Raw genomic sequence first — 14,811 nt, 5'->3', positions numbered from 1 at the left:
GTTTGAAAAGCTAAATCAGCAATGATTCATCACTGTATCAGCATTTTATAGAGAATAGGAGCTATTCAGAGTCCACATCATAGACTCATGGACTACTCCTAATGAGTAGTCACCTGCTCAGAAGTTTTACCAAATCGGCGTTCTCTACTTTGGTAATCTTCGATAGCTGCGTAGAGATGTTCCGCTGTAAAGTCAGGCCAATAAGTTTCTGTGAAGTAAAGTTCGCTATAAGCGCACTGCCAGAGCAAATAGTTGCTCAGTCGAAGCTCGCCTCCGGTGCGAATCAACAGCTCAGGATCGGGCATAAAGCTCGTAGTCAGTTGGTTTTGAACATTCTCTTCGCTGATGTCTTCAGGGCGAAGCACACCGCGTTGCACTTGTTCTGCCAGTTGTCGCACCGCCTCGGTGATTTCCCAGCGAGCAGAGTAAGACAAGGCAAGCACCATAGTCATACCCGAGTTAGCAGCCGTGTTGTGCTCACAGCGTTCCAAGGCTTTTTGCACAAATTCAGGCAATCTGCTACGATCGCCGATAATGCGCAAGCGCACATTGTTTTTCATAAAGAGTTCTTCTTCCAGACTCTCAATGATGAGTGCCATGAGGGCAGCCACTTCGTGCGAAGGACGATTCCAGTTTTCCGTAGAAAACGTGTAAAGTGTCAGATATTTCACTCCTACCTTAGCGGCCGCTTCGGTGATGTCACGCACCGTTTGCGCTCCCTCTTGGTGACCCATAGAGCGTTCCAGCCCACGAGCTTTAGCCCATCGTCCATTGCCGTCCATGATGATGGCGATGTGTCGGGGAATTCGGTTGTAGTCAAGAGTGATCATATATTATTCAGCTTTGTTGCACGTGGGGCAACGGGGTGAAAAGTCGTAAGTAAGGGTGAGCTGCAACAGTCCGATGTGGTCTTTATTGCGAAAAAAGTCGCTCTTCAGTGCATGAGGAGCTTCGAGACCATCCCACTGATCAGAAAGTCCAAAGCGCATGCTCCAATCGAGGGCTAGGTTAAGTCGAGGGCGAATTTTATATTTCAGTCCCACTCCGATGGGTACTATCGGAGTTACACTCCCCGACTCGCTACCATAAGCTGCCCCCAATCCCAACTGAAGATAGGGCACCAAGCGACGGTAACCTAAATAGCCACGATGAAATCCATAGGGTAGGAAATGAATTTCATACACCGCCGAGAGATCTAGCAGTGTGCCACGATAAGTATGATTCAGTGTCTGTGTCCCCACAGCTGAGGGAGATGTGGGATAGAAGTCTTTCAGTCCCGTGGTGTTTCCACCTATCGTGTGAATATTGAGCGAAGTGCGCAGAGCTAAGCGTGGATTGTAGATCCATCGCACTGTGCCTCCAAAGGAAATACCTGGATGACTCAATAGCGAAGGGTTGGTATCATCCAAGGGTTGAGACATACCCACACTCACTCCCCACTCTTTGGTGAAGAAATCTTCGTTTTGCGCTCGGCTACTGCTAGGAGCACTCCAAAAGAGCAGCCAGCTACCAAGGAAGAGAAGGAGAGTTCGTGTCATAAGGGTGGAAGAATAGAAAGAGAAATCAAACCAGCTTCCAATCCCTTACCATGCAAGAATCAGAAGCCCAAGCTAGAAAAGCAGCTTGTGTCATCTGTATATAACGGCCCTACCGCCCTTTCTATTGTGTCGCTATCACACCACTTGGGGTGATCTTTTAGAAAGTTTTCGTAGAATAATCCCATGAAAGACGATGAAGTCGGGCGCGCCACACACCTTTGTCAGTGTGCAACCAGAGTTGTCCACGTGCATCTACAGCAGCTTTCAAACTCGTCACCGTCTTGGGGAAACTTGTGGGCAACACCACTGTGGGATGCTTCACCCAAGTGCGGCCGCGATCCCGACTATAACGCACCACTGGAGTGCCTTCGGTCGTGCGACCTACCAAAATCACCCCACCATCATAAGGCAGCATTTGAGGATTTTCTAACAAAGGTGCAGCATAGCCTTGCGTTGTGGGAGGGGGCATCAACTCCCAACGGAAGCGATAAGTGCCGCTCGTGTCCCATTTGCGTGTCCACACACGTGACACTCCAGCTTTCGTGCCATACATCACCCACTCTTGCAGATGATTCACATCGCGCGCAGCCAACACTGCGCCTGCTATATTGGCATCGGGGAGCAAAGCCGCATCATCGGCATCCACACTGTCTCTAGTCCACGTGGATCCGTCGGTAGAGGTAAATACCTCTGTGCCTTGCACACGGAAAGTGCGGCCTTCGCCTTGCACCATTCCTGCGGTGGGGAAAGTGAACCCTTGCGCAGTCCAAGTGGCTTCGGTGGGTTGTGTCCACGTCACGCTATCGCCTTCTTCACGGTGCGCACGCACTTCTAGCGTGTAGTTACGGCGCGACACTCCATCCAGTCCGTAGATGTACAGCGTGCGTGGCTTTCTCAAGTCAATCGCTGTGTTGGTGTTGATGGCAGTGTCAGCCTGATTGAGCAAACTCACCAAGCGAGCCACACCACTCACCACAAATTTTTGTGGCTTCACCTTGCTCAAATCCACTCCATGAGGGAGAGAGTCAAGGTTATAAATCATATTGCGCTCTTGGTCGATGGTAAACCCATAGCTCGAAGCTGGAATATTCTGCACATAGCTACTATCTTTTTTCCCATCTTTGGTGCGTGTCTTCAAGGTGCGTTGCAAAGTACCCAGACCAAAGGAAGTGACCACACAATCATTCGCCACTTCGGGTGTAGTGGTGTCATCGTTGAAACATGCCGTCAAGAGGGTAGCGCCCAGCGTGAGGCATGCCACAGCAGGCAGGAGGGTATTCATTGGTTTCATGTAGCTACGTGTGAGGATGTGAAATGCGCCATTTCGGAAAGACGTTCCTACTTAGACACTATATATCAATATGCAAAAATAGAAATACTTTTCCCAACTCAGAAACAAAAATCTGATTTTCTCTCTTTTTTAGCGTTTTTCAGCTAGATTCTGCATTCATAGGTCTGCATATTTGTCCTTTTTAGCGTTTTCCGCTTTCCTTTTGTTTCCCTTCCTTCTTCGACACCTCATTATCATTGTCGAAGGCTTCTGCTTCCTTGTTTCATAGCCTCATGTTTCTCACTTTGGGCTTAGCGAGAAAAGCATCTACTTGTGTCTCTTCGCTTCACTGAGATGTTTTATCGGTTTGCACTCCATCCACGCATGCGGCTCGTTAGCTCCGTTTCTTCTCCAACGCCACGCTCGAGAGTTATCCACTTTTCCACACGCTTTTCTTTATTCCACACTACATCTATATCTTTTCTTTATTTGAAAAGAAGAAGAGAAAGGAAATAACTTAAAAAAAAGATAGAACTCCTATTGGTGGTTTTATAATGAATGTGGAAAATGTGGATAAATATCTTTCTTTATCTTGCAATCCCTTAGTATGAACGAATTGCATGTTTTCCTCTGTTGTGGATAAACCTTAATAAGATGGTGAATATCTCATGTACAACTCTGATAAAACTGTGGAAAATGGTTGATAATAAGTGTTTTATTATTTCTCCTCATCTACGCTCTTCAACCTTGAGTTATCACTAGGTTTTACAGAGCTTATCCACTATTTTTCCACGCTTTTTTCCACATCTTTCTACGATGCTTTAAGAAAGCTCTGGGAAGATCTTTGAAACGAGAAGATTAGATGTTTTTGTGAGGAGCAATTTGTTGAGATGAGGTTTGCCTGGTTGAAACATTTGTGTGCCTTTTTCTTTACTTCTGTTTCCCTTCATGACAGGGTGCTTTAGGAGGCTGTTATTGTGGGGGTGTGGCAGTGTATTTAAAACTTGTGAAATTCTCTTTCTCTCGCGCGTGCGCATACGCGCGCTCACCCAGCAATTTGCATTTTTTGCTTTCACAACCTTCACCATTTTCCTTGTAAAGCACTAGTTATGAATAGAATACTCTGATTTTATAACATCCTTTTAGAAAAGTGTCTGCTAGAAGAGCAATATAGGCATAGAAAAATGGAATGATGCGGTACGAAAATCGGACACTTCTACAGCACTCTCTGAGACTTGCAAAGAAAAGTCGGAGAAATCGTGTGAAATCTCCGACATTTTTTACCATAACTCCTTGATTTTAATCTCAATAAAAGGAGATGATAAGGGGGTGCTGTGAAGGTTGTGAAAGCAAAAAGTGTGAAATCCCTGTAATGCGTGCGCGCGAGAGAATACCTCCTTTGTCGTGCTTTTTGAAGTCATGTTGAATCTCGTTTCTATTTGTGATAGCTCCTCTGACTATCTACTGCGATACAAGGTTTTCTCTCCGAGAGTGAAATTCTTGTATCGTGCCTTTCACATACTATTTTGTTATTTATGTTGATTCTGTTAAGCTCACATGTCAAAATATACAGGTCGTATAAAAAATAATGCAGTTTTCCTCCATTTTTTCACTCTTTGCCCCTTTTGCTACCCCTATATGTATGTAGAGGGGAAATGTAGTAGTAGTGTTTAGAGTGTGATGTAGGGAGAGTAGTTTGGATGATTGAGCAATGGCCTAATTGTTCCTATACTACACATCCTTTCAAACCAATCGGTAACACGTTGATTTGAAAGGATGTAGAAGTAGAGTAGAAGTAAGGAGAATAGTTGGTAGTTTATTTTCGTCCGAAGTCGGCAGGGATTTCCCCCCACTCTTGGGTTTCCCACTTCAATATTCGTGTGGTGATGCGACGAGCTTTGAGCCATTGTTCGGCACGCGCAATCATGTCGAACAAAGGAGCAGTGCGCTCAGTCTGTTCGAGTGTGGTCTTGCACTGTTTGCGGCGCACCCAACTGATGGCGGTGCGGCTGTCGCTATAGATGGTGATGTCTTTGAGTCCTTGTTGCTCGATGAGGGCGAGTGCGTGGACGATGGCGAGAAATTCTCCAATGTTGTTGGTGCCCATCACAGGTCCATAGTGGAAAAGCTCTTGCCCAGTGCCTAAATAGATGCCACGATATTCCATCGGGCCAGGATTTTTGGCACAAGCGGCATCAACTACGATAGAGGAAAAGCCTACCTTCTCCATCACATCGGGAGAGGGCATGAGGATGGGACGCTCTTTTGGGGAGTGAGGAGAGAGAGCGGCGAGCGAAGTGTTGGCTTTTCGGATGATGGCTTGCGATGCCTGTTCTTCCGAGGTAGCATGTGGTGTGATGTGGAGTTCAGGAGCTTCTTGAAAGGCTTGTTGGGCTGCTTCGGCAGTGTCGAAGGCTTTGTAGCGCGCATTGGGGAAACCTTTCACTTGCTCAGCGCAGTCATTCCAGTTGTCGTAGACACCCGGACTGTGACCTTGCCAGACGACGTAGTATTTCGGCTTTTTCGACATAGGGTATATCCTAAGATGATGAACTTTCGGGATGGAATTCTACAGAATCACTGACAACTAGAAAGCTACATCGGAGTGGTGATAAACAAAATGGGCGGTGACACTTTGGCCACCGCCCATGATAGAAATGAAGAGTGGGCTACGAACTACATGCGCTCAGGCATTTCGATGCCAAGGAGCTCCATGCCGAGGCGCACCACCTTGGCCACATTGCGCGAGAGGATGAGACGGAAGTTGCGCTTTGCTGCATCTTCTTCGCGGAGAATTTGGAATTCGTGGTAGAATTGGTTGTAGAGTTTCACCAATTCGTAGCAGTAGTTGGCAATGCCCGAAGGAGAATAGTCTTCGCCAGCAGCTTCTACCACACCACGGAAGTCTGCCAAACGCTGGATGATTTCTTCTTCCTTGGTAGAAATTTCCACACCAGTGGGGAGTTCTTCGCTGAGGACGATGCCAGCATCTTGTGCTTTGCGGAGGATGGAGCGGATGCGGGCATAGGTGTACTGGATGAAAGGACCCGTGTTGCCGTTGAAGTCGATGGATTCTTCAGGGTTGAATACCATGTTTTTGCGAGCATCTACCTTGAGAAGGAAGTATTTGAGGGCACCAAGACCTACGATGCGTGCCACTTCTTGCTTTTCTGCTTCGCTCATGTCGGTGTTTTTGCCAGCTTCGTCCATGGTGCGACGTGCTTGTTCGATCATGCCTTCTACCAAATCGTCGGCATCCACCACCGTACCTTCACGACTCTTCATCTTACCGTTGGGGAGTTCGACCATGCCATAAGAGAAGTGCACAAGGCTCTTGCCCCATTCAAAGCCGAGACGGTCGAGGAGGAGAGAGAGGACTTGGAAGTGATAGTTTTGCTCATTGCCTACCACGTAGACCATCTTGTTGATGGGATAGTCACGGAAGCGGAGTTTGGCAGTACCGATGTCTTGAGTCATGTAGACCGAAGTGCCGTCTGCGCGGAGGAGGAGTTTTTCGTCCAAACCTTCCTTGGTGAAGTCAGCCCACACCGAACCATCTTCGCGGCGATAGAACAGACCTTTGGCGAGACCTTCTTCCACCTTTTCCTTACCTTCGAGGTAGGTGTCAGATTCGTAATAGATTTTGTCGAACGACACGCCGAGGGCTTTGTAGGTTTCGTCAAAACCTTCATACACCCACTCATTCATCTTGCGCCAGAGACCGCGCACTTCTTCATCGCCTTGTTCCCACTTGCGGAGCATTTCGCGAGCTTCTACCATCAAAGGTACTTCAGCTTTGGCGCGTGTTTCAGCTTCTTCTTCGCCTACACCTTGTGCGATGAGTTGTGCTTTGAGCTCAGCCACTTCTGCGCGATAGTGTTGGTCGAAGGCTACATAATAGTCGCCTACAAGGTGGTCGCCCTTTTTACCTGAAGATTCGGGAGTTTCTCCGTTGCCATATTTGAGCCATGCAAGCATAGATTTGCAGATGTGGATACCGCGGTCGTTGACGATGTTGGTTTTCACCACACGTTGGTTGTTGGCTTCGGCGATTTTAGACACTGCCCATCCGAGGAGGTTGTTGCGCACGTGTCCGAGATGGAGAGGCTTGTTGGTGTTGGGCGAAGAATACTCCACCATGGTGAGGGGACTGTCGGCAGTGGGGAGCTGAAGTCCGTAGTGTGCATCGGCATCGATTGTTGCGAGGAGCTGCAACCATTGGGCTGGTGCAATGACAAGATTGAGGAAGCCCTTCACCGTGTTGAAAGAGGAGACAAGGTCTGTGTTGGCGATGAGCCATTGTGCGATGTCTTCTCCCGTCTCTTCAGGCTTCTTCTTGGAAATGCGCAGGAAGGGGAAAGTAACGACAGTGAGGTGACCCTCGAAGTCTGGACGTGTCTTCTGCACTTGCACTTGTTCGGCGGTGATGTCAGTGTCGTAGAGGGCTTTGATGGCCTTGACTACGGCCGCTGTGAGCAGTTTTTCGATGTTCATGAGCTGTATTGGAATCTTTTTGTTTGTCTATTTTGAATCATTTCTCCACAGAAGAGTGGCAGAGATGGGTTGATGGTCGGAGTAGGTGGCTGTTTCGTCAATCTTGGCCTGAATGGGCTGAAAGGTGGGAGAACAGAATATGTGGTCGATGCGTACTCTGATGGCCGAACGACGGAAACTGAATCCAAATCCATGGCCAGCTTCGCGAAAAGCATCGGTGAGTCCCATGCGCGCTACTTGCTGACGGGTGTAGGAAATGGGGGTGTCGTTGAAATCACCGCAGAGAATGACAGGGAGTTCTTTATACTGAGCCAGATATTCCTCTACATCATCGACCATTTTGGCACGTTCTATGGATGCATTGGCTATTTTGCTGGCTAGGGTGCGAGCTATGTTGGGATCGCTCGCTTGCTCACTGGAGGATTTGCCATGAATGAGGTTGCTATATCCGTTGAGATTGCTCGTGGTGAGCTGATTGGAGCGGAAATGGCAGTTGACGACGATAAACTCTCCACGCGGATGTTGTAGATGATAGGCCATTACGGCATTGCCAGGAAAGGAACTGATGAGTTTTTCCTTCATAATGGGGTATGCACTGATGATACCTACGCATTCTCCTGTGTTGTCGTTGCAACTGTAATATGGAGTTGAGGTGCGAGCAAATTGTTTACGAAACTTCTTGACCTTGTCTGGAAAGAGTTCTCCTTCTTGAAAGCAGATGATATCGGCTTGTTGGTTGATGAGATAGCGCACAAGTTCATCTTGCTGTTCGAGCATTCGTCCGAAATAGAGTGTATTGTAGCTGAGTACTTTGATTTTATTGGGCTGAGCAGTCGTTTCTTGTGTTTCGGAGAAGGGATGTATGGCAACATAGTTGCGGATGCTGCCGCTACAAAATAGGAGTCCGAGTAGTCCAAGTAGCCATGTTTTGCGTGGCACAAAGAGGAGTCCGATGATCCAAAGGATGAAGGTGCCAAGGAGAAACAGAGGAAAGAGGAGTCCCAACAGAGCTGCCCACTTGAAGATGCGAGGATCAACGTAGACACTGGCAGCAGAAATCCACAAGGCTAGGATAGAGAGTCCAAGTGCTCCTGAGAGTAGCATGCCGAAGAAGTGTGCCACGGGAGAAGGAGGTGTGGATCCTTGGCTAAAATTGCGGAGTTTTTGTCGGAAAAGCATGGAACTATCTATAGGGTGATTCTTTGCGGAAAACTGAGGATTCAGCTTTATTATCGTCGACTATTATTAAACAACTCTTGTTTTTCGGCTTCCGTGAGCGAAGCATAGCCTGATCGGCGCACTTTTTCTAGAATCTCATCCATGCGTGCTTGTTGAGCACGGCGTTGCGCATTATAGCTTTGGTCGGGATTGGAAGGGTTTTGCTGAGCACCTGTGTTGTTGTAGTAGTTGTTTTTCCCCTTAGGTTGTGACGAAGCTCCAGAGGAGAAAAGGCCTTTGAAGAAGTTTTCGATGGCAGCTCCGAAGTTCTCGAAAGCTGCACGGATTTGCTGGAGAAAACCTCTATCATTAGGATGATAGTTTCCACCATTTTTGTTGTATCCTCCATTGTGTTGGGCACCACTATAGTTATTCCAACCTTGAAAACCGGCTTGTCTGCGTTCGGTCTGCTTGCGCCAATAGCGGAAGATGAGCCATCCAAAGAACATCCCTCCGAGGTGAGCAAAGTGGGCTACGTTGCCGTTGGACGTAAAAGCGGAGTAGGCTTCGATGGCTGCATAACCGATGACAAAGTATTTGGCTTTCATCGGGATGGGAGGGATGAGGAGCATGATGCGCTCGTTGGGGAAGGTCATGCCGAAAGCCAAGAGCACACCATAGCAAGCACCACTCGCACCAATGGTGACCCACTGATCTAACAGTGAACTCATCGGCATAATCACGCCGTTCACATTGGCTGCATCGTATTGTGCCATGCCTGAGAGATAGTATTCTCCAAATTGCCACAACTCTTGACAGAAAGCGGCACCAATGCCGCAGATGAGATAGTAGATGATGAAGCGTTTTTGCCCCATAGTTTGCTCAATGATGCGTCCGAACATCCACAAACTAAACATGTTGAGTAGCACGTGACTCCAAGAAGCATGGAGAAACATGTAGGTGAGTGGTTGGTAGATGCGAAAAGCAGGGGCAAGCACAAAGTGAAGCCCGAAGAGTTCGGTGAGCACATCACCATAGCGCATAGATATCACCTGCTGCACCATAAAGAGGATGATGTTGATGAAGAGGAGATTGCGCGTGATGGGGGGGATATTTTTGAGCATATAGAGAGGGGGAGCGTTGTTTTGAAGGTTTGGGCAAGAAATGATTGAGAATTAGTCGGATGAAATGAGCCTATCGACTTTAGGATTAGGATCATTTATAACTATCTTATTTTGATAATTTACAATTGTATTCTATAGGTTTTTATTGCTTATCAATACAAATATCCTACGAAACAGAGGGACTGCCTGTGTGCTTCAAAATACATTCTCACAAAAACGACATAGCTCGCGAGGCACTGTGACGGGAGGTCACAGTGCAACTCGCGAGAGAAGTATATTCGGAGATTAAATAATCCTTATAGTGGATTAGAAATCGAACTTTTCGATTTTCATTTGTCCGAGAGATTGAAGCTGAGCTACGTAGGTTTTAAACTCCTCACTAGCAGCATGAGCTTCGAGAGTTTCAGCATTTGTCCAAGTTTCGCAGAACATGAACACGTCACTACGAGTGCCACTTTCAAATACATCGTAAGACACGCAGCCTTCTTGCTTTTGGCTAGCAGCAGTGAGTGCGAGAGCAGCTTGAAGTGCTGCATCATATTGGCCTTCATTGGCCTGGAAGAAACAATTGATACGAACCATTGTTATGTAAGTGTTTGAGTGTTGATGATAAATCCTTGAGGATTAGAAATAATAAGTGGCTTGTAGGTTGAAAGTATTCAGACGATAAGCAGGCAACACTGTTTGACCAGTTTTGATTTCTGCAGCGTTGAGAATCTTTTGTCCTGTTTCGCCAAGTGCTACATTGTAGCCGATACCGAGATCTAGGTGACCACCGAGTGCCACACCCGCACCAAAATTCCAAGTTGTGGTGAGGTTGTTAGTTTTGTAGACTGTGTTGTCAATCAATTTGGAGAGATTCACCTTATCTCCTCCCAATCCATAAGAGAATTGAGGACCAGTGGCGAGATAAACACCCACTTTTTGCACGGTGAGATTGAGTTTCAAGTTGAGAGGAATGTCCACAGACTGCAATTTCTCAGTCACTTCGAGATTGCCAGCAGCGATTTTATAGTCGCGTTGGTTGTAGTGCAGTGCACCTTCGACACCTAAACCTGCAAATAAGCCCATATAGGCTTTGGGGCCGATGAACCAGCCCGAACCATTCTTACCTTCGAGTGTCTGTGTCAGTGCTGTTTTGTCGAATGAGGCAGAAGTGAGGTTATAACCTCCTGTTACACCGAAGCGAAAATCGCCAAAAGCATTCGCCGAAAGAGCAGTAGTCAGAAGTACCACTAGCGTGAGCAAAGTTTTTTTCATAAACCAGTGTTGATTGTGTGAGAAGAATGCAACCCTTCCCACAGATTAAACATTAGTGGCAATCTCAGATAAGCTGGTCACGTATCGTCCGTTTACATATGGAGAATTACACGTTCCACATAATATACCAAGATGCCTGCAAAGTAGCCTGCAGCAGCTACCCAAGTTATCTTCTTCATGTACCACCCGAAGGAGATTTTTTCCAATCCCATAGCCACTACTCCAGCAGCACTACCGATGATCAGCATAGAACCACCCACACCAGCGCAGTAAGCGAGCAATTGCCAGAAGATGCCATCTTGTGCGAAATCACCTGCAGCTTCGATGGGATACATGTTCATGCAGCCTGCCACGAGAGGCACATTGTCCACAATCGAAGAAGCCACACCGATAGCACCAGTAACCAAGAAGTGATTACCTCCTGACACCTCGTTAAGCCACTGACCGAAAGCTGGGAGAACACCAGTTTCCTTCAACGTAGCTACTGCAAGAAGGATGCCAAGGAAGAAGAGTATGGTGGTCATGTCGATTTTATGAAGAATCGTAGCCACACGTTGTTTCATCGTGCTGTCGCGGTGTGCCTTGCGACGATAGAACACTTCGGTCACTGTCCAGAGCAGACCCAACACGAGGAGGATGCCCATGTAGGGGGGGAGCTCTGTGAAACTGTGGAAGATGGGCACAAACAAAAGGCCACCTACTCCAAGAACAAAGATAATGTTGCGCTCTATTTTTCCGAATTGGTGACCAGCATGCGCAGCCACTTCGCTGCCTTCTGCAGAAGCTGTCAATTCGCCTTTGAGTTGGAACTGCAACAAAAGGGCTGGAATCACCATAGCTACTAGGCTAGGAATGAATATTTCTTTGATAACACCGCCTGCTGTCAAGCTACCTTTGATCCACAACATGATGGTGGTGACGTCGCCAATGGGAGAGAAAGCACCACCAGCATTAGCTGCAATCACAATGAGTGAGGCATAGATGAGACGGTCGTTGTGGTTGTGTACCAATTTGCGCAACACCATGATCATCACAATCGTAGTGGTGAGGTTATCCAGTGCAGCAGAAAGGAAGAAAGTGATGAAAGCAATCTTCCAGAGCAGAGCGCGCTTAGAGCGGGTTTCGAGTGCATCGCGCACAAAGTTAAAACCTCCGTTGGTGTCAATCACTTCTACCACCGTCATAGCTCCCATGAGGAAGAAAAGTGTCTCTGTAATTTCGCCCAAATGTTCGCGTAAGCTGTGTTCTGAAACATATTGTGCAACGCTGCCGTTACCGATGCTTTGGAGCACTTCGGCAGAAAGATACTGAGCTGCGCCAGAGGTGTACAACACCCAACAAATCACGCACATGAGCAAGGCCACAGCCGCTTTATTTACTTTGAGCACATCTTCTAGTGTGATGCAAAGATAGCCCACAAAAAAGACGGCTACGATGATAGAAGTTAGCATAGAATGAATTAAGAAATGAGTTATAGATGGAATACTTGCGCAAATTTCGCGAAAAAAATGGGCATAGGCAAAGTTTTTGCCAGCGATTTGCATCGCCTGCCACTAAAATACTCAACAAAGATGAGGGAGTTTCGGTTTTTATCCTTATTTTTGCATAGTTATTCTACGCTTATTCCCATGAAATCAAGGCTTCGTAGTTCAATGGATAGAACAACCCTCTCCTAAAGGGTAAATAGGGGTTCGATTCCCCTCGGGGCTACTTGCACTCTGATTGTTTTGGTGCTTTCACGCTATCTCCCCGTGATTGAGATAACGTTTGTGACATCGTTGAATGCAAGGCAGAGTGCTGTGTGCATTTTCACCGACATTCATCTACCACCATGTCTTCTTCTCCCATTCGTTCCTTTGAGCAGTTGCACCATCATTTGGCGCAGCTTCCTTCTCGTTGCCGTGTGGCTGTGGCGCATCCTGCTGATGCTCACACCTTGCAAGCCGTGCTCAATGCTGTGCACCTCGGTTTTGTCGAAGCTTTTTTGGTGGGCGAAGTTCATGCTCCTTTGCTGGAGAAACTTTCGTCCGAAACTGCCGCTTGGGTGCACCACATTCCTGCTTCCGATGCAGGAGCTGCGATGCAACAAGCCGTGCAGATGGTGCACGATGGAGAAGCAGATGCTTTGATGAAAGGCTTGGTGAACACCGACGATCTCTTGCGCCATGTGCTTAACAAAACCTATGGTCTTCGCCAAGAAGGGGCAGTCATCAGCCATGTTGCAGCTTTTCATCTGCCAATTTTGGAGCGCATCGTGCTCATGACCGATGTTGCGGTGATTCCCACCCCTTCACCCGAACAGCGACGCGCACAACTCACTTATGCCACTGCATTGGCGCATCAGTTGGGCATCGACACTCCACGCGTAGCTTTACTGCATTTTTGTGAAAAAATCAGTGATAAATTCCCGCTCACCCTCGATTATGCAGCTTTGAAAGAAGAAGCAAACGAGGGAGTTTTTGGAAAAGTCATTGTAGACGGCCCACTTGACCTACTTTGTTCGCTTTCACCACAAGGGCTTGCCGATAAGCACCTCACTAGTGTGCTCGAAGGAAAAGCCGATGTATTGCTCTTTCCCGACATCGAAACAGGCAATGCTGTCTATAAAACCCTCTCTTTTCTTGTATCTGGTGCAGAAGCTGCCTCATTGCTCGTAGGCACTACTCATCCTGTGGTGCTCACCTCTCGTGGTGATTCGATAGAGACTAAAGTGAATAGTCTTGCTTTGGCTGCTATTCAGATTAAAAAGGATTAAACCATGCGCATTCTAGTCATCAATCCTGGTTCCACTTCCACCAAAGTGGCAGTATACAAGGACGAACGTCCAGTGTTGCTCCGCAACATTCGCCACACAGCCGAAGAGTTGCAGCAATACCCCACTAGTTTTGACCAACTTCCGTTGCGCCAAAGTAAAATAGTGCAAACCCTGGAAGAAGAAGGTATCCCCTTTGAGTTTGATGCCATCGTCGGACGTGGTGGACTCACACATCCCATTCCAGCAGGAGTGTATCGTGTGAATGAACAGATGCTCCACGACACGCGCACTGCAGTGCGCCAGCATGTGTGCAATTTGGGGTGTCACATCGCAGCCGCTCTTGCTGCTGAGCTAGACAACTGCTCCGCTTTCATTGCCGATCCTGTGATTGTCGATGAGATGTGTCCCGAAGCTCGGATATGTGGTAGTCCCAGTATGAAGCGCAGTAGCGTGTGGCATGCACTCAATCAGCGCGCCACGGCTCGCCGCCATGCGCTCGCCATAGGTCGTCGTTACGAAGAGTTAGATCTTATCGTGGCTCATTTGGGAGGTGGCATCACCATTGGGGTGCATCATCAGGGACGCACCATTGATGTCAATAATGGGTTGGATGGCGAAGGCCCTTTCTCTCCAGAGCGAGCTGGCACCCTCCCTTCGGCCGATCTCATCCGCATGTGTTTCAGTGGACAGTATTCCGAAGAAGAACTTCTTCGTCGGGTGGCAGGCAAGGCAGGTCTAGTGGCATGGTTGGGCACAAGCGACACCCGTGAGATACTCGACCGCATCGAAGCTGGTGATGAAAAAGCAAAACTCATCATGGATGCTATGATTTATCACATAGCCAAGGGGATTGCTGCCCAAGCGGCTGTGCTTTGTGGTCGGTATGATGCCATTCTCATCACTGGCGGTTTAGCACATGCCGACTACATCACTTCTCGACTGCGCGAACGTGTGTCTTTCATTGCGCCCGTTCACATCTATCCCGGAGAGAACGAGATGGAAGCACTCGCTGAGAATGCCCTTGCAGTGCTGCGCAATCAGCGGGAAGTTTTGGAATATCAATAAGCTGATTGAGGTAAGAGTCTAGATTTTTATAGCATCAGCTTTAAGCCCCACTTAAATTGATGGTGTTAATAAATCTATATTCTTTGGTTCTCACGCGTGCGTAGGCGCGCGCGCCCTGCAATTTTGCACTTTTTGCTTTCACAACCT

12 protein-coding genes and 1 tRNA gene are annotated in these 14,811 nt (G+C 47.7%); 3 read left to right on the top strand and 10 right to left on the bottom strand.

Features of this window, described 5'->3' with window-relative positions; genetic code table 11:
- Positions 1-98: 98 nt before the first annotated feature.
- The 10 genes from HMPREF9999_RS03115 to nhaD form a co-directional block, all read right to left on the bottom strand.
- The gene (locus HMPREF9999_RS03115) at positions 99-830 is read right to left on the bottom strand and encodes an isoprenyl transferase (RefSeq protein WP_009436879.1); all 732 of its coding nucleotides are present in this window, start codon (positions 828-830) and stop codon (positions 99-101) included.
- A gap of 3 nt (positions 831-833) precedes the next feature.
- Positions 834-1,538, bottom strand: a complete 705-nt coding sequence (locus HMPREF9999_RS03110; RefSeq protein WP_009436878.1) for a hypothetical protein — start codon at positions 1,536-1,538, stop codon at positions 834-836.
- Between the two features lie 157 nt (positions 1,539-1,695).
- On the bottom strand, positions 1,696-2,829 hold the full coding sequence (locus HMPREF9999_RS03105) for a DUF6242 domain-containing protein (RefSeq protein WP_009436877.1): 1,134 nt from the start codon (positions 2,827-2,829) through the stop codon (positions 1,696-1,698).
- 1,795 nt (positions 2,830-4,624) lie between these two features.
- The gene (locus HMPREF9999_RS03095; protein WP_009436873.1) at positions 4,625-5,338 is read right to left on the bottom strand and encodes a viroplasmin family protein; all 714 of its coding nucleotides are present in this window, start codon (positions 5,336-5,338) and stop codon (positions 4,625-4,627) included.
- A 146-nt stretch (positions 5,339-5,484) separates the two neighbouring features.
- Positions 5,485-7,302 (bottom strand): arginine--tRNA ligase, encoded by a 1,818-nt coding sequence (gene argS / locus HMPREF9999_RS03090; RefSeq protein WP_009436872.1) that lies wholly within the window; start codon positions 7,300-7,302, stop codon positions 5,485-5,487.
- A 27-nt stretch (positions 7,303-7,329) separates the two neighbouring features.
- On the bottom strand, positions 7,330-8,481 hold the full coding sequence (locus tag HMPREF9999_RS03085; protein ID WP_009436871.1) for an endonuclease/exonuclease/phosphatase family protein: 1,152 nt from the start codon (positions 8,479-8,481) through the stop codon (positions 7,330-7,332).
- A 50-nt stretch (positions 8,482-8,531) separates the two neighbouring features.
- The gene (locus tag HMPREF9999_RS03080) at positions 8,532-9,584 is read right to left on the bottom strand and encodes a rhomboid family intramembrane serine protease (RefSeq protein WP_044063015.1); all 1,053 of its coding nucleotides are present in this window, start codon (positions 9,582-9,584) and stop codon (positions 8,532-8,534) included.
- 306 nt (positions 9,585-9,890) lie between these two features.
- Complete coding sequence (locus tag HMPREF9999_RS03075; RefSeq protein ID WP_009436868.1) at positions 9,891-10,166, bottom strand: putative quinol monooxygenase; 276 nt, start codon at positions 10,164-10,166, stop codon at positions 9,891-9,893.
- 42 nt (positions 10,167-10,208) lie between these two features.
- Positions 10,209-10,844 (bottom strand): outer membrane beta-barrel protein, encoded by a 636-nt coding sequence (locus HMPREF9999_RS03070; RefSeq protein WP_009436867.1) that lies wholly within the window; start codon positions 10,842-10,844, stop codon positions 10,209-10,211.
- Between the two features lie 92 nt (positions 10,845-10,936).
- The gene (gene nhaD, locus HMPREF9999_RS03065) at positions 10,937-12,295 is read right to left on the bottom strand and encodes a sodium:proton antiporter NhaD (protein ID WP_044063014.1); all 1,359 of its coding nucleotides are present in this window, start codon (positions 12,293-12,295) and stop codon (positions 10,937-10,939) included.
- A 187-nt stretch (positions 12,296-12,482) separates the two neighbouring features.
- Between nhaD and HMPREF9999_RS03060 the strand changes: the two genes are divergently transcribed.
- The 3 genes from HMPREF9999_RS03060 (at position 12,483) to buk (ending at position 14,664) form a co-directional block, all read left to right on the top strand.
- A tRNA-Arg gene (locus HMPREF9999_RS03060) sits at positions 12,483-12,554 on the top strand.
- Positions 12,555-12,675: 121 nt separating this feature from the next.
- Positions 12,676-13,599 carry a phosphate acyltransferase gene (locus tag HMPREF9999_RS03055; RefSeq protein ID WP_044063013.1) on the top strand — a complete coding sequence of 308 codons (924 nt, stop codon included), beginning with the start codon at positions 12,676-12,678 and terminating at the stop codon, positions 13,597-13,599.
- A 3-nt stretch (positions 13,600-13,602) separates the two neighbouring features.
- On the top strand, positions 13,603-14,664 hold the full coding sequence (buk, locus tag HMPREF9999_RS03050) for a butyrate kinase (protein WP_009436864.1): 1,062 nt from the start codon (positions 13,603-13,605) through the stop codon (positions 14,662-14,664).
- The last annotated feature ends 147 nt before the right edge of the window (positions 14,665-14,811 follow it).

This window comes from Alloprevotella sp. oral taxon 473 str. F0040 (assembly GCF_000318095.2).
Classification (GTDB): Bacteria; Bacteroidota; Bacteroidia; order Bacteroidales; family Bacteroidaceae; genus Alloprevotella.
This window is presented reverse-complemented; position numbering and strand designations above follow the sequence as displayed.